At 61.6% G+C, this 16602-nt stretch carries 8 protein-coding genes; 3 read left to right on the forward strand and 5 right to left on the reverse strand.

Features of this window, described 5'->3' with window-relative positions; all coding sequences use genetic code 11:
* Positions 1–53: 53 nt before the first annotated feature.
* Entirely contained in the window at positions 54–8387 is an 8334-nt protein-coding gene (locus tag A4A58_RS25265) for an ExeM/NucH family extracellular endonuclease (RefSeq protein WP_068737496.1), read from the reverse strand.
* A 565-nt stretch (positions 8388–8952) separates the two neighbouring features.
* Here A4A58_RS25265 and A4A58_RS25270 point away from each other — a divergent pair.
* On the forward strand, positions 8953–10731 hold the full coding sequence (locus A4A58_RS25270) for a type I secretion system permease/ATPase (RefSeq protein ID WP_068737353.1): 1779 nt from the start codon (positions 8953–8955) through the stop codon (positions 10729–10731).
* Between the two features lie 9 nt (positions 10732–10740).
* Positions 10741–12066: an HlyD family type I secretion periplasmic adaptor subunit gene (locus A4A58_RS25275; RefSeq protein ID WP_068737498.1), complete on the forward strand. Its 1326-nt coding sequence runs from the start codon at positions 10741–10743 to the stop codon at positions 12064–12066.
* Between the two features lie 95 nt (positions 12067–12161).
* Here A4A58_RS25275 and A4A58_RS25280 read toward each other — a convergent pair whose 3' ends face one another.
* Entirely contained in the window at positions 12162–12383 is a 222-nt protein-coding gene (locus A4A58_RS25280; protein ID WP_139069945.1) for a hypothetical protein, read from the reverse strand.
* Between the two features lie 115 nt (positions 12384–12498).
* Positions 12499–12678 carry a hypothetical protein gene (locus A4A58_RS25285; RefSeq protein ID WP_068737357.1) on the reverse strand — a complete coding sequence of 60 codons (180 nt, stop codon included), beginning with the start codon at positions 12676–12678 and terminating at the stop codon, positions 12499–12501.
* Positions 12679–12981: 303 nt separating this feature from the next.
* Here A4A58_RS25285 and A4A58_RS25290 point away from each other — a divergent pair, with 303 nt between their 5' ends.
* Complete coding sequence (locus A4A58_RS25290) at positions 12982–14481, forward strand: aldehyde dehydrogenase (RefSeq protein ID WP_158005744.1); 1500 nt, start codon at positions 12982–12984, stop codon at positions 14479–14481.
* A 180-nt stretch (positions 14482–14661) separates the two neighbouring features.
* Here A4A58_RS25290 and A4A58_RS25295 read toward each other — a convergent pair whose 3' ends face one another.
* Positions 14662–15642 (reverse strand): aldo/keto reductase, encoded by a 981-nt coding sequence (locus tag A4A58_RS25295; RefSeq protein ID WP_068737361.1) that lies wholly within the window; start codon positions 15640–15642, stop codon positions 14662–14664.
* Positions 15643–15674: 32 nt separating this feature from the next.
* Positions 15675–16526: an SDR family NAD(P)-dependent oxidoreductase gene (locus tag A4A58_RS25300; RefSeq protein ID WP_068737363.1), complete on the reverse strand. Its 852-nt coding sequence runs from the start codon at positions 16524–16526 to the stop codon at positions 15675–15677.
* Positions 16527–16602: the final 76 nt, after the last annotated feature.

Raw genomic sequence — 16602 nt, forward strand, 5'->3', positions numbered from 1 at the left:
AAACGTAAGGTGCACACGGGGCGTCAGTAACGCCCCGTGTGCCATGTCCGCCGCTAGACGAAGCGGAAGTCGTCAGCGGTAAGCGACGCCAAGCTGGTGTTGGCGAGCGTAACTGCGTGGTTTTCATCCAGCGTCACCACGATGCTGCTGCCGACCTGGGCGGTGTGAGACATCACATCGGCATAGTCGGAGAACAGATCGCTGGAGAACTGGATGAAGTCCTTGGAAGCCCCGCTCGCGACGAAGTCGGTGATCATATCCTTTCCGAACCCGGCGGCGAACACGAACACATCGGAGCCGGAGCCGCCGGTCAGAGCATCGTCGCCGATACCGCCGTTGATGATGTCGTTGCCCGAACCGGCGTTGACCTTGTCCGCACCCGCACCGGCCACGATGATGTCGTCGCCCGAGCCGGCATCGATGATGTCGTTGCCATCGCCGCCATCGACACTGTCATCGCCGGACCCAGCCTTCAGCGTATCGTTGCCGATGCCGCCGGACACCACGTCGTCGCCGGAACCGCCGTCGATCGCGTCATCACCAACGCCGCCGCTGAGCGCATCGTCACCCGCACCGCCATTGATGGTGTCGTTGCCGGCACCGCCATCGAAGGTGTCGTCGCCATTGCCGCCGGTGATCTGATCATTCCCGGCGCCGAACAGGATCGTCTCGATATTGGTGAAGTGATCGGTCCCGATCCCGGCACCGGTCACCGTTCCAGCGGCGTAGTTGACGGTCAGCGCTCCGGTCGCATCCGACAGGTCGAGCACATCGTAACCTGCTCCGCCGTCGATGGTGTCGTTACCGGCACCGCCGCGCAGGATGTCGTCGCCATCGCCGCCGTTCAGAACGTCGTTGCCGGCGCCCCCGATCAGCGTGTTGGCACCGCTGGTTCCGATCAGGAGATCGTCGTAGCCGGTACCGACCGCATTTTCGATATTGCTGAAATGATCGGCGCCTGCGAGATAGCCGGGGTAGTAGGCCAAGCCGGAGGCGAGATCGACCGTTACCTTAAACGTGATCTGGCTGTAGTCGATCGTGTCGGTGCCGTCGCCACCGTCATAGGTATCGAGACCTCCGGTGCCGACGAACGTGTCGTTTCCGCTGCCGCCGAACACCAGATCATTGCCGGCAGAACCGGTGATCGCGTCGTCGCCGTCGGTACCCGCCACCACGGCCCAGACCCCATCGGCAAAGCTGAGCCGCTCGACGTTGCGCAGCGTGTCGATGCCGTCCGGCATGCCATTGCGCAGATCGGTCACCTTGATGGAGCCATCCGCGTTCAACGCGTAGCCGTGGTTGTTGAACGTTCCCGTGTAGTGGGCGGTATCGAGCCCCTCACCGCCATCGATGCTGTCATTGCCTCCATCACCATGAATGGTGTCAGCTCCAATGCCGCCGACGATGTCGTCATTGCCGGCGCCGCCCTTGATCAGGTCATTGCCGTCATTGCCGTACAGCGTGTCGTCGTCCGCACCGCCATCGATCTGGTCATCGCCGGCACCGGCATAGATGTAGTCATTGCCGTTTCCGCCGCTGAGGATGTCGTTGCCGCCATATGCATAGTCCATGGCCATCGTGTCGCTGCCGTCACCACCATCGATCACGAAGCCACCGGCCGAGGTCGAGAGCGCCACGTCATCACCGGCGCCGAGCAGGATCTTGCCGGACACCGTGGCGCCGACATAGAGGTTCACCTGATCGTTGCCGGCGCCCATGTCGATCGCCGATCCACCCGTCGCGATGATCGAGCCGGAGTTGTTCAGGGTATCCCTGGCTCCGCCCATCGAGACGCCACCGATGATTCGACCGGTGCTGTTGTTGCCGACAAAGTCCTCATAGTCGCCAACCAGGTTGATCGCCTCATTGCCGCGCAAGTCAAAGCGGGCGGCGTCTCCTGCCGACACGCCTTCCGGACCGTGACCATCGCCCTGGATCAGGCCATCATTCACGATCGTGGACACACCCAGCGCATTGCCGTTGCCGGAATTGTCCACCTGGATGGCACGACCGTAACCATAGATCTCGCCAGTGGCGCTGTTGACCACGGTGCCACCGCCAATGGCGATGCCTTCGGAGACATTCGGTTCGCCATCGTGATAGCCCTCTGCACCGAGGCCGGCGATGCGACCATAGTTGAGGACCTGGACCAGACCGTCGACATCAATGGCGTCGCCATCGGAGTCGGCGAGTTCTGCCGAGCGGCCTTCCATCGTGCCGTGATTGGTGATGAAGACCTTCTCGGCTTCAGAACCGCCATTGTCGATGTTCACCGCCGAGCCGTTGCGACCGATCATCGTGCCTGCGTTGACAACGGTCACGGCATTGTCGCCGGTCACGACATGGCGCGAGCCCTCCATCCAGCCGCCGGCATAGTTGTTGACCTTGCCGCCGGTATCGCTCTGGAAGTCGATCAGGTCACCTCCACCGACGAAGCCCGGATCGGTCGTGATCGTGCCCCAGTTGTTGACAACCCCGTCATTGCCGGGGCGGATCACATCGGTGTCGCTGCCGTACTGGCGGATGATGCCGCCGGCAAGGTTGTTGATCACCGCAGAGGCGTCAGCTCCATCGAAGCTGCGGAAGTCCAGGACGCGACCGCCCGCTTCCATCACGCCGGCATTGTTGATCGTGAGGGTCGCATCGGCGTGTCCCGCCTGTTGCGGGCTCAGCGCTCCGCGGACAGTGCCGCCTGTTTCGTTGTTGAAGACCAGCGAGCCCGTCGCACCGATCGTGGTGTTGAGCACGCGGCTCGACCCTTCGATTAGTCCGGCATTATTGACCACAGCGGCGCCACCGCCCGACCAGGTGATGGCGGTGCCGGCGATCAGCCTGCCGCCAGCCTCAACGGAAAGCAGATCGCTGTTATCGACAACTACATTGCTGGTGAGCGTAGCGGCGCCCTTGACGGTAACCGAAGAGTAGTCGCTGGCAGCAACCGACCAGGTACCTTCGCTCACCACCAGATTTTCGACGTTGACGACGATGTTGCTGGTGTCGATGCCGCCGGTCGCGGAGCCCACCAGTTTCAGGGTGTCATTGCCGTTACCGCCGTCGATCAATGCCGGCGCATAGTCGTCGGTCGAGACCTCGATGACGTCGTCGCCTTCGCCGCCATACGCGATGTCGCCCTCGCCGGCGACCAGCCGATCGTTGCCGCCATCGCCTTCCAGCGTGTCATAGCCTTCGCCGCCGTCGAGGGTGTCGTCGCCGTTGCCGCCGGAAAGCGTGTCGTCTCCTTCGCCGCCCGCGAGAACGTCGTTGCCAGCATCGCCGCTGAGGGCGTCGTCACCCTCGCCACCGGCGAGCGTATCATTCCCCGCACCGCCGAGCAGCGTATCGTCGCCTTCGCCGCCGTCGAGGTTATCATCACCGCCAAGACCTGTCAGCGTGTCATCGCCCTCGCCGCCGGAGATCGTATCGTTGCCGAGTGCGCCGGTGAGGATGTTGTCATCGTCGTCGCCGACCAGCACGATCGGCTGCACGGAGAGCACCGTATCCGACCGATAGTCGAGGTTCTGGATTCGTGTGTCATGCGCGCGGTCGGTGTCGAGGACATCGTAGGCCGTTTCGGAATAGTGCGCCGCGAGATATTCGGCGAATGCGTCCTGTTCGGTGCCTTCAGCCGCGAAGTTGGCCACCTGACCAGCATCGGGCACGAGACTCGGAGACAGGTTCACAACATTGGCAAAGCCCGGATTGGCCGCAATGAAGCTCGCGAACGGATAGCCGTCGCCGCCCGTGAGCAGGAAGCTCAGCGTCACGACCCGGATCGCCATGTCGGCGTTGACGACGAGTTCACCGTTCTCGACCAGAACAAGGACGGGATTGCCGTTCTCGTCGATCAGCGCAGCTGACTGAATGCGGTTGCCGGCCGGGCTGTCCTTGTCGAAGGAGTAAGCGATACCGCCAACCTGAGCGAACTGACCGGGGGTGGCGCCATTCGCAGTCGCGGCCACCGCATGCTCCAGTACCGTCAGCAACTGTGTTGCCGTCACGGTAACCATGGACAGGGCATTGTTGAAGCGCAGCGAGTTGGCGATATCGAGCTGCGAGATGTCGCCCTCTTCCTTGCCGACACCGGGATTGGCCGATGGCGGGTTTTCCTGAGCGACGCCGCCCACTGCGGAGACGCTGCCGATCGAATCGCGGACACCGCCGCCATTCTTGATCGAGACCATCACCGTCGCATCGGCCTTCTGGGCGTACCAGAGATTGGCGTCGGCCGTGAGGTCGCCCAGATTGGTCTCCTCGGTGCGGACCTCGCCGCGACGGCCTTCCAGATAGACATTGGTACTGCCGAACAGATTGCCGTCCTGAGCGTCGATCACATTGCCGACCCCCTGGGCGATGTCGTTGACGAGATCGCCCTTGCTGCCTTCCGCAAACGGATTGGCATCCGCCGCATCGATATCGCCGTCACCGTCGACGTCGATGACGTCGTCATAAAGATCGGCGACCTCTTCGTCAGTGGTCGCATAAGCACCGCTGACATTCGGATCGACACTTCCCGCGGTAACGTTGCCATTGGCGTCGAAATCGACCACCAGCCGGCCGACATAGGAGTATTCGCCGTCAGTATTGACGATCAGCGTGGTATTGCCGTCGGCATTATGGGTCACGATCGGGTAAGTGCCATCGGCGGTGTCGCCGGGACGCAGCGTATCCTGCGCATCGGCAAGCAGCGTGTTCGATCCGCCCGAGATGATGATGTCGACGCCGTGCAGCAACGGTGCAAGCGCCTGCTCGAACGCGATCTGCTGGAGATGGCTGACCAGGATGATCTTGTTGATACCCTGGGCGATCAGGCTGTCGATAGTTGGCTGCAGGATCGCAGCAAGTGCGGCCATGTCGTCAACATCGTCGCCGATCACCTCGACGCCGCCGGTCGAAGAAATGCTTTCGACGATCTGAGTGGTGGCGCCCACCACGCCGATCTTTTCGCCGCCCTCCTCGATGATGGTCGCAGGCGCGATCTTCTTGCCTATGCCGGCAGCCGGCGGGAAGCCGGAATAGTTGTCAGCGTTCTGGATGAGGTTGGTGTAGAGGCCGGCAAGATTGGGATCGCCTGAGAAATCCAGATTGGCAGATAGAAGGGGGAACTGTGCGCCCGGGAAGCCGGCGGTTTGCCGAATGATCGCTGCGAGCGGGTTTGTGCCTGCGTCGAATTCGTGATTTCCGATCGCCGAGGCCTGCACGCCGATGATGTTCAGCATCGAGATGTCGGCACTACCGAAGCCCGGCGTGATGTTCAGCGTGCCGCTGGCAAGACCGTAATAGGTCTCGAGCGCGGTCTCATACACTTCCTTCAACGAGGCGTCGCTGCCGGCGCTGAAGAACGGGCTGGGGATGAAGTTGTCGCCCGACGACAGCGTGATCGAATTCGCCTGTGTTTCTTCGAGGTAATCGACGATGGCGGCGAAATTGCCCGCGCGATCGACCGCATCGAGACCGGCCTCGAAATCCGACGCATGCAGGATCTGCAGCCTGTAGGTCGACGGCGTCTGGTTCTGGTTCAGATCGAGGCCAACGATGACCGGATCGTGGTCGGAAACGCGGACATTCGTATCGGCATCGAAGATCGCCGGATCGCGCGAAAAGTCCGTGTTGTAGTCGAGGGCATCGGCCTCATCGGCATTGATGTGCCAAGTAGTGACGCCAGTAACCTGCGACGACAGGCTGTCATTCGCGAACGCGTAATCGAGGGTGCCGGTCTGACCGTCGAAGACGTAGGAATAGGCGTCGTTCTCCCGGCCATGCAGGTTCTCATAGCCTGCGTTCTCGATGATGCCCGTTGCCTGCTCCTTGGCGTAGCTGTTGAAATCGCCGAGCATCAGCACGTCGCTGTCGCCGGAACCGGTCGGGTCGCTATTGGCCCAAGCGGTGAGTGCAGTCGCCGCGAGTTCGCGCTGGTTCTGCCAGTTGCCCTGGCCGTCACTTTGGTCAGCGTCGAGGCCGGTGCCGGTGCCGCTCTTGGATTTGAGGTGGTTGGCGATTGCGGTGAAAGTTTCTCCAGTGGCGATCTGCTCGAACGTCACCGCGAGCGCATTGCGGCTGGTATTCGCGCCGTCGAAGATGTGCCCGATGGTGCTCTGGCTCAGTAGGCCAGAAAGCCCGAGTCCAGGCAGATCGGCATCGTTGAGGATCGCGACCGTCGTCCCGTCCGCGATTTTCACATCCGCGGTCTTGTAGATGAAGCCGACCGCGATGGCATCACCACCAACAAACTGCTGACCGGGATTGACCCAGGCATAGGTGCCGGGACCCGCAGCGGCATTGAGCTGGCCAACCAGATATTCGATCGCATTGCCCGACGAGCCGGGAAGAAAATCGTTCTCAAGCTCGGTCAGCGCCAGCACGTCGACATTCATTGCAAGAATGGTATCGACGAGCTTGCCGGTCTGACGGGAGAATTCGACGGAGTCGTTGGCGCCGCGCGGCTCCTGGCCGATGGCGGTGCTGGCGCCATCGTCCAGCGTCTTGAAGAAATTCAGGACGTTGAAGCTTGCGACCTGGAGCGTACCTCCGACATCGTCGGGAGCAGCAGTCCGCGGCGCGGCGCCGTCGTCGAATGTATTGGTGCCGTTCTCGACCGAGCGGACCCGCCAGGTCGCGCCGGAGGCGGCGTTTCCGGCCCATTGATAGTCCAGCACGCCGGTCAGACCGGTGATCGTATCGCCCATCCGCGGCGCGGTGGCGGTGTTGTAGGTCGGGCCGAAGCCGTCGAGATTGCTGATAGCCGCGTTCTGGGCGTTCAGGCCGTCATCATAGGTGATGGTGCGCGAACCGAGTTCGGCAAGATAGACCTGGTAGGCTGCAGCGTCCGGCGCATTTTCCTGCGTGAACTGGGCCGGGCGATCGCCTGCCACCAGCTTGATTTCATTGAAGCGATCGAGGTTGAATTGCTCGGTGATGACGAGCGTCTCTGGCAGCGTGACCAGCATGCCCTCATAGGCTTCGAGGTTCGGCTGATAGTCGCCGTCCTGGCTCAGCGTGGTGCCGGCGCCCGGGAGATCGATCACGGTCGCCATCGTGCCGATGTCGGCAACCGCGCCCGCTTCAACCACGGAAATGTTGGTCGCGGTGAGTTCGGTGAGACCGAAATACTCGCTGATCGAGCCGGTGACACGGACACGGTCGCCGACGGCCACATCACCGTTGCCGCCGAATACGAAGATGGCTTCGGAGGTCAGGACATTACCGTCGGAGTCAGTTACCTCTTCCTGAACATAGAAGCCGTTCAGATTGCGGCTGTTGTCGCCGTCCCCGTTCTGGAAATCGCCGACGACGATGGCTTCGACAGTGACCGTCTGGCCGACCATTCCGCTGGTGGCGCCCGTGCCCTGGATGGCGCTGATCTTGGTGATCGCAACATCATCATTGACGATGGTGCCGGTGGCTTGTGCAGTGCCGATCGTGGTCGCCACGGCGGCGGAATTGGAAGCGCTCTGAAGCGTCAGCGTGAAATTTTCATTCGGCTCGCTGGTGGTGTCACCGGCGACCATAACGGTCACCGTTGCCGATCCCTGCCCAGCCGGAATCACGCCGCTAAAGCTGCTCGGCACGCTTCCAACGAAGTCTGATGCGTCGGTCTGCGCAGAGGCAATCGTTCCGGAGAATGAGACATCGCCATCGGTGCCACCGCTGCGCTCAACAGTGAATTGATAGACCGTCGAGCCGCTATTGCCCTCGTCATGCGAGACCGACACCGTGCCTGCAGAAAAGCCGACGGTCTGGCCTACGACCGGGGTGCTGGCGTTGCTCGTGACGCGGATATCGTCGATCCCGACCCACTCGTCATTGCCACCGGCATTGGCGGTGAGGATCCGGACCTGCAAGTCCGCGTGACCATTGACTTCGGACGGCAGCAGCAAATTGAAAGGCGTCACTTGAGTTGCGGCATTCGCGGTGGTGACGTCGGCAGCGTAGCCACCCGTCACATTCGTCCAGGACCCGGTGGAACCGATCCGGTACTGCACGGCAATCGGCTGGGTCGCGTCGTCCACGCTGCCGTCGAGATCGCGCGCATTGAAAGTCAGTCGCACATTATCGCGGCCACTCGCATCGAGATAAAGCACGAGGCTCGGCGCGTCGGCAGTACCCGAGCCGTTCAGCGCAATGGTCGGATTGGCAATTGCGAATTCCGCAACGCCACCGTTGGTAACAGAATTCGGGGCGGTCTGATTGGCGATCACATCGACAGCGCCGAGCCCAGCGCCGGTCAATGTCCGCGGATCGGTGCCAGTTGGCGAACCAGCGTTGATGTCACCGAGATAGCCGACGATCGATGGAACGGAAGACCAATTGTCATCGGCGCTGATCGCGCCAGCATTGGACCAATCCTGGACGAGATCGCTAACGGCAAGAGCGTGATATGTCGTTGACATGAAATCTGCTTCCATCTTTGAGGCACGCGTCGAACATCGCTCGCTCCGCAAATGCGAAGACGCGCGACCGACCGCCTGTTGGTTAACGAAAAGTTAATGCGCCGGATGTAGCCACGTCGATTTAACAGCCGCATGACTGGTTTCTTACGTCGCAGTGAAGCCCCGCGCCGACCGCTCTTTTTGCTCGACTATACAAAGGCGACACAGAAAATCGCGACATCGTGCCACACCCGCAGGAGTGCAAAGCGTTGCGCGTTGCTACACCTCGGATTGGTAGCACCTTGCATCGAAGGACGATGGAAATGATCGAGCGACACTGAATTCGGACTCCCCAACGATCACACGGCAAACAACGGCCGAAGTTCACGCACGCAACGCGCAAGAACAAATGTGTTTGCTGTTGCAATGTCTTGCCGCGCAACATCGCTCACAATTCGTGTGGCCGATCGCGCGACTGCAACATTGCACGCGCACGCAGTCCACGCGCTGTCACGCAGTTGACGCTGAAGCCAGATAACGAACTCGATCGGCGCGCATCGCTGTCGCTTACTGGCCCAGGTGAAATATGACCGCAGCATTTTCGGCAGACAAAGCAGCCGGATCGAGACACCGAGACCTTCCAAGCGCTGCTCTCGCTTCTTGTCGCAGCGCATTCCTGTCTGTCGGGTTGTTCTCCGCCGTGGTCAACATCCTGATGCTGACCGGATCCATTTACATGCTGCAGGTCTATGACCGCGTCATTCCCTCACGCAGCATTCCTACTCTCGTATCGCTGTCGGTTATCGTAATTGCGATCTACGCTGTGCAGGGTGTATTCGACTGGCTGCGCCAGCGTATCCTGACACGCATCGGAGCTGCACTTGATGGCGCATTGTGGGAGCCGGTGAATTCCGCCATTCTGCGATCACCTTTGAAGTCCAGCCGCGGCGGCGGTGTTCAACTCGCGCATGATCTGGATTCAGTACGCGGGTTCCTGTCCGGCCTCGGGCCGACGACCCTGTTCGATCTGCCGTGGATGCCGCTATATCTCGCCGGATGCTTCCTGCTGCATCCGTATCTTGGATGGACCCTGGTCGGCGGCGCAACCATTCTGTTCGGCATTGCTCTTCTCACGGAAATTCTGACGCGGAAGCCCACACAAGAAGCATCCCGCAATGCCGCCATACGCAACATCCAGCTGGAGGGGGGCCGCCGCAATGCCGAGGTCGTCGCCGCCCTCGGCATGGAGCGACGAGTCATCTCACGCATCGGCGCAGCCAATGCCGATCAGATCGCTGCTCAGCAGCACGGTTCCGATATTGCCGGTGCACTTGGCACGCTGTCGAAGACCCTGCGGTTCATCTTGCAATCGGCATTGCTCGGATTAGGCGCTTGGCTGGTAATCGAAGGACAGGCCAGCAGTGGTGTCATGATTGCCTCCTCGATCATGGGCAGCCGTGCGCTGGCTCCCGTCGAACTGGCGATCTCGGTTTGGCGTCCTTTCGTCGGCGCCCGTCAGGCCTGGCAGCGGTTACGCGATGCGCTGTCGTCTCAAGACGAGAGCCCTTCTGCCATTGCGCCAGAACGTGCTCAGCACATTCTCACGGTCGATCAGGTTTTCATTGCCGCGCCGGGTGGTACCAAGGCCATCGTTCAGAATGCCACGTTCCAACTTAAAGCCGGCCAGGCTGTTGGAATCATCGGACCGTCGGCGTCAGGAAAATCCACATTGGCGCGTGCGCTGGTCGGGATCTGGCCTGCAGCGCGCGGCGAGATCCGCCTCGATGGCGCAACCCTCGACCAGTGGCCCGCCGAAATTCGGGGCGGCTTGATGGGCTATTTGCCGCAAGACGTCGAACTGTTCGACGGCACGGTGGCTGAGAACATTGCCCGCTTCGATCCGGAGATGGATGGACCGACCGTCATTGCCGCCGCGAAAGCCGCCGGTGCCTATGACATGATCCTCAACCTGCCAAAGGGCTTCGAAATGCGGATCGGGGAAGCCGGCGCTGCCCTCTCGGGTGGGCAGCGCCAACGGGTAGCGCTTGCACGTGCGCTCTATAGGGACCCGTTCATGGTGGTGCTCGACGAACCGAATGCCAATCTCGACGTCGAAGGCGACGCTGCGTTGACTCAGGCAATCAAGGGCGTACGTGGGCGCGGCGGAATCGCCATCATCGTCGCGCACCGCCCGGCGGCTCTTGCCGGGGTCGATCTCGTGATGACAATGGCCAATGGCCAGGTCCAGGCATTCGGTCCGAAGGACGAAATCCTGCGCAAGGCGCTTGCCTCGCAACATCCCGCAAACCAGGTAGCGCCGCAGCCAGTGCATGAAGTCCGCATGACTGCTGACGGCAGAGGCTGAGGAAACATGATGTCAAATTCTGCAGTGTCCAACTCAAGCCGCACTGATCCCTTCCGCGATATCCGGCGAACTGCATATGCGGGGCTGGCTCTACTCGCCGTGGCGATCTCCACCGCTGGCGTCTGGGCGGCAACCGCGCCACTCGCGAGCGCGGTGATAGCCCCGGCACAGATCGTGGTCGATAGCAACGTGCGCAGGATTCAGCATCCGACCGGCGGGGTGGTCGCTGAAATTCTCGTCAACGACGGGGACCGCGTGCGCGCCGGCGACGTTCTGGTCCGGCTTGACGAGACCATGACGCGCGCCAACCTGGCGCTGATCGAAAACCAGCTCAACCAGTTCTGGACCCGCCGGGCGCGGTTGCGCGCGGAACAGGAAGGTCGCGACGCCTTCGTCATCCCGGGCGAGCTTGCAGATCGAACGGAAACGCCTGCGATCGCCGATATTATCGCCGGTGAGACAAGCTTGTTGCTCCGACGACGCGAAGCCCTCAGCGGCCAGCAGTCGCAACTGCGCGAACGCACTGGCCAGATTGGCGAGGAGATCCACGGCCTCGCTGCCCAGATCGAATCCAAGCGCGAGCAGATCCGACTGATCAAGCGCGAGCTCGAAGGCGTCCGTCAATTGTTTGAGAAGAACCTCATTCCCTACACTCGGTTGACCACACTCGAACGCGAAGCCGCACGACTGATCGGCGAGGAAGGACAGCTCATCGCCGAAACGGCCCGCGCAAAAGGCCGCATCACCGAGACGGAACTGCAAACGCTTCAGGTCGTTCAGGATCAACGACGCGAGATCGCGACCGACCTGCGCGAGGTGGAGATCAAGATCGCGGATCTCTCCGAGCGTCGCGTGGCAGCGGTTGACCAGCTCGCACGCGTCGTGTTGCGGGCGCCACAGGACGGAATGGTTCATCAGAAAGCGATTCATACGGTGGGCGGCGTCATTACCGCAGGCGAACAATTGATGCTGATCGTTCCGGAGAGAGATTCCCTCGTGGTCGAGGCACGGGTCGATCCGCAGATGATTGACCGTCTCCGACTGGGTCAGTCAGCGAAACTGCGTTTCACCGCCTTCGATTCCGCGATCACGCCAGACCTCACGGGGATGCTCACACGCATCGCGGCAGATCTCACAAAAGACCAGCAGTCCGGAGTGTCCTATTATGTTGCACGCATCACCCTCGCCGAGGGAGAACTCACCAAGCTCGACGGCAAGGCACTCGTGCCCGGCATGCCGGTCGAAGCCTATATCCAGAATGGCTCACGCACCGCCTTCGCCTATCTCCGCAAACCGATCGAGGACCAACTGGCTCGCTCGTTTCGCCACAACTGAATCGAGCCGCACCGGCCTCAACTAGATAGAGATGTATGGGATTGAGATGGTGCAAACAAAGGCTCGACGCGCTAGCGCGTAACGTCGCACGGATTTCAGTTGACCGAGACCGATCGTCGGCCACGGGAGCCGCGCCAGCTTGCTGGCGCATAGGGCAGCGCCGTGTATGACGATGAGCGCCTTACCACTGCGGCGCCACGCGACACGCGGTCCTTCGGCGCAAACATCCATCCGATCAGGCCAAGCGTCGTTTTGCACGCCGTCGCGGGCGTCGACGCTGCCATCGATGTCGCCTTCAGTCCAAATTGTCTAGGCATTCAAACCTCCATCCCGGAATTCTGATTACGCCAAAAGGGCGTTCCGAATCCCAGCCGAGATTGAATTTATACACCGCGAATCTTGTGGCGCACTTGCGCTGCATCAAGTCACCAATCAGTGCAGAACGGCGTGCACCATGTGCTCATCGAACGGACGTGCGGCCATCTGCGCGCGCAACTCGGCCAGCTCGGTCTCGAGCTGCTGGTTAACGAGGATGAGTGCTGCCACGGTACCGCGAGTGTCGCCGTGGCAGGCGGCAATGAGATCGTCGACTTCTGCGTCCAGCTTGGTCATTGAAAAAATCTCCTGCCACGCTTTCGGTTGCCCTCAATAATCGGCTAAGCGTTGCATCAATATTAAACGATACCGGAGTCATCGGCTTCATCCTGACCGTGCATGATTACCGGTTAAAGGTGCCTTTCCGGACTCACAGAATCCACAGGCGACTTTCTGCGATCGGCCGGGACCGCCCGCCGCAATCGCTCCGGTGCAACCGCCCGTTGATCGCAAAATCACCGGTTTCTGATTAGTCATGGGCCGCAAAGGCGGTTACCGCCGCCAGACGGATCACGACGCGAATTCAAGGACATCCCAATGATGAACGACGGTCGCCCGTTCGGGCTCTACATCGATGGTCGCTTCCAGCCAGCCTCCACCGGCCGCACCATCAGGATTGAGAACCCGAAGGACCGGAGCCATCTGGCCGATGTCGCCGAGGGTGACGAGACAGATATAGACCTCGCCATCGACGCCGCGGAGCGCGCCGGCAAGATCTGGGCGGCGACGCCCGGCGCCGTGCGCGGCGACATCATGCACCGGGCCGGTGAATTGCTGGCCAAGGAGCTCCCGGACCTGGTTACCATCGAAGTCGACCAGATCGGCCGTGCCCGCCGTGAAATGACGGCGCAGCTCGGCCGCCTGCCGGAATGGTTTCGCTATTTCGGCGCAGTAGCCCGCACCCATGAGGACACCGTGCCGCCGTTCGGCGGCAAATTCCTGAACTATACCCGCCGCGTGCCGCTCGGCGTGGTCGGCCATGTCACGCCGTGGAATCATCCACTCCTGATCCTCACCAAGAAGATCGCGCCATCGATGGCCGCGGGTAACACCATGGTGGTGAAGCCCAGCGAACTGGCGCCGATCACGCCGCTGCTGCTCGGCGATATCTTCAAGGAAGCCGGCGTGCCCGACGGCGTCTATAATGTCGTACCCGGTTATGGCGCGACCGCCGGCAAGGCTCTGACCTCCAGCAAGCGCATCAAGAAGATCGACCTCACCGGCGGCACCGAGACCGGCAAGATGGTCGCGTCCATCGCGGGCGCGAACCTCACCAAGGTCGCGGCAGAGCTCGGCGGCAAGGCTGCCGTGATCATGTTCGACGATACGCCGATCGAGCGCGGCGTTGCGGCGGCGCTGTTCGCCTCCTTCATCGCCACCGGCCAGACCTGCGTGCAGGGCGCGCGCCTTCTCGTGCAGCGTTCGGTGCATGATGCAGTCGTGGCCGAATTGGTCCGCCGCACCAACATGATCCGCATCGGCAATCCGCAGGACATGGCGACGCAGATGGGCCCGCTCGTCTCGGCCAGGCAACGCGAGCTGACCGAACGCTACGTCAAGATCGGCCTCGAAGAAGGCGCGACACTTGCCGCCGGCGGCAAGCGCCCGAACGGCAAGCTGTTCGAGAACGGCTATTATCACCAGCCGACCATCTTCACGAATGTAACCGGCAGCATGCGCATTGCGCAGGAAGAGATCTTCGGACCAGTCGTCGTTGTGATCCCGTTCGACACCGAAGAAGAAGCCATCGCCCTGTCCAACGGCACCGAATTTGGTCTGGCCACCTCGATCTGGACCCGCGATGTCACTCGCGCCCATCGCGTCGCGCATCGGCTCGAGAGCGGCATCGTCTGGATCAACGACCACCACCGCATCGATCCGTGCTCGCCCTGGGGCGGCTTCAAGATGAGCGGCATCGGTCGCGAGAACGGGCTGATAGCCTATGAGGAATATACCCAGATCCAGAACGTGATCGTCAATCTCTCGGACGAGCCGTTCGATTGGTATGCGGACGATGGTCAGGAGAAGCGGTATAGCTGAGCGATGCCCACGCAGCTTCGACACACACAAATGTCGTCACCCGGCTTGACCGGGTGACCCAGTACACACTGCCATCAACAGGGACACGACGGCGTACACGACCGGCGCCATCGTTTACTGGATCGCCCGGTCAAGCCGGGCGATGACAGCCCGTGTGAGTGGCGACGACGATACGCTGGTCTAACCGAACCCCGCCACCGCATGCGGCACATAGGGCGCTTCGAGCGCCGCGATCTCTTCGCTTGTCAGCTTGAGCGACAGCGCGGCCACCGCATCCGTCAGATGCACCGGCTTCGACGCACCGATGATCGGCGATGTGATGCCCTTCTTCTGCAGCAGCCAGGCCATCGCCACCTGTGCCTGCGGCACGCCACGAGCTCTGGCGGTGGCTGCGACCTGTTCGACGATCGTGCGATCGGACTCCTCGGACTGCACATAGAGCGTCTTGCCGAATTCATCGGTCTTTTGACGCTCGCTGGTCTGGTCCCAGGCCCGCGTCAGGCGCCCGCGCGCCAGCGGGCTCCACGGCATGACGGCGATCTTCTGGTCGACGCAGAGCGGCAGCATCTCGCGCTCTTCCTCGCGGTTCAGCAGATTGACATGGTTCTGCATGCTGACGAACTCAGTCCAGCCATTCAGGCGCGACGTATACAGCGCCTTGGAGAACTGCCACGCATACATGCTGGACGCGCCGATATAGCGGACCTTTCCGGCTTTCACGACGTCATGCAGCGCTTCCAGCGTCTCCTCGATGGGCGTGGTCTTGTCGAGACGGTGGATCTGATAGAGATCGATATAGTCGGTGCCGAGGCGGCGCAGGCTGTGATCGACCTCGGTCATGATCGCCTTCCGCGACAGGCCCATACCGTTCGGGCCCCTGCGCATGCGGTTATAGACCTTGGTCGCCAGCACCACGTCGTCGCGCCTTGTAAAATCCTTCAGCGCGCGGCCGACGATTTCTTCCGACGTGCCATCCGAATAGACATTCGCAGTGTCGAAGAAATTGATGCCGAGCTCGATAGCCTGCTTGATCAGCGGCCGACTCTTCTCCTCGTCCAGCGTCCACGCATGTGCGCCGCGATCGGAGATGCCATAGGTCATGCAACCCAGACACAGACGCGAAACATCCAGACCGGTATTTCCGAATTTGACGTAGTCCACGGCGTTTCTCCCTTGTTGTTCTATTCGATTTTCTATTTGTGTTTGACGAATTCTGCGAAGGCCTCGGCATAATCGGGATGCCAGCGCGACAGCGCCGGCCTGTTCTCGACGACATCGCCGATCGCCCACAACATGCGGCGTTCATCGAGCGCGCGCGGCACGTCGTTGTCCGGGCACAGGATATAAAAGTCGCCGGCTTCGAGTCGTTGCATCATGAAGTCTACCGTCTGCTCGGCTGTCCACGCCGCATCCGGCTTCTCGCTGCGCCCGCCTGCTGCCAGTGGCGTGAAGACGAAGCCCGGGATCAGCAGATGCGCGGAGATCTGACAGTCCTCGGTATTGCGCAGCTCATGGGCCAGCGCTTCCGTGTAGGCTTTCACGCCAGCCTTGGAGACATTGTAGGCGGGATTGCCGGGCGGTGTGGTGATGCCCTGTTTGGAGCCGGTATTGATGATCAGGCCCGGACGCTTGCGCGCGATCATGTTCGCAGCGAAGGCCTGACAGCCATTGACGATGCCCCACAGATTGACCCCGAGCAGCCGCTCCCAATTCTCACGCGGCCCGAGCGCCGAGGTCGGCACCTGAATGCCGGCATTGTTCACCAGCACATCGCAGCCACCGAAGCGGGCCTGCACGTCGGCCGCGAGTCTGGTCATCGCGGCGACGTCACTGACATCGACAGCGGCCGTCATCACATCGTCACGTCCGCCGCGCGCCACACCGGCGATCTTGCCAGCCGCCTCAGCCAGACGATCCTCGCCAAGATCCACGATGCAGATGCGCATTCCCAAGCGCGCAAACGCCGTCGCTGCGGCCAAGCCGATGCCTGACGCACCTCCAGTAACGACGGCAACAGAGCCTGCGGACAGAGCGGGATGGGACATGGTGTTCTCCAGAACTGGGAGGTTTGCGCAAATGCGTATAGCATCAACGCGCGCCTTGGCATCTCACAACAGCGCT

The sequence above is a fragment of the Tardiphaga robiniae genome (assembly GCF_001618955.1).
GTDB classification, from domain to species: domain Bacteria; phylum Pseudomonadota; class Alphaproteobacteria; order Rhizobiales; family Xanthobacteraceae; genus Tardiphaga; species Tardiphaga robiniae_A.

What these genes read in the sequence shown, in the direction of transcription:
- A4A58_RS25265 (WP_068737496.1), bottom strand. Translation starts at nt 8,387, where the DNA reads ATGTCAACGACATATCACGCTCTTGCCGTTAGCGATCTCGTCCAGGAT.
- A4A58_RS25270 (WP_068737353.1), top strand. Translation starts at nt 8,953, where the DNA reads ATGACCGCAGCATTTTCGGCAGACAAAGCAGCCGGATCGAGACACCGA.
- A4A58_RS25275 (WP_068737498.1), top strand. Translation starts at nt 10,741, where the DNA reads ATGTCAAATTCTGCAGTGTCCAACTCAAGCCGCACTGATCCCTTCCGC.
- A4A58_RS25280 (WP_139069945.1), bottom strand. Translation starts at nt 12,383, where the DNA reads ATGCCTAGACAATTTGGACTGAAGGCGACATCGATGGCAGCGTCGACG.
- A4A58_RS25285 (WP_068737357.1), bottom strand. Translation starts at nt 12,678, where the DNA reads ATGACCAAGCTGGACGCAGAAGTCGACGATCTCATTGCCGCCTGCCAC.
- A4A58_RS25290 (WP_158005744.1), top strand. Translation starts at nt 12,982, where the DNA reads ATGAACGACGGTCGCCCGTTCGGGCTCTACATCGATGGTCGCTTCCAG.
- A4A58_RS25300 (WP_068737363.1), bottom strand. Translation starts at nt 16,526, where the DNA reads ATGTCCCATCCCGCTCTGTCCGCAGGCTCTGTTGCCGTCGTTACTGGA.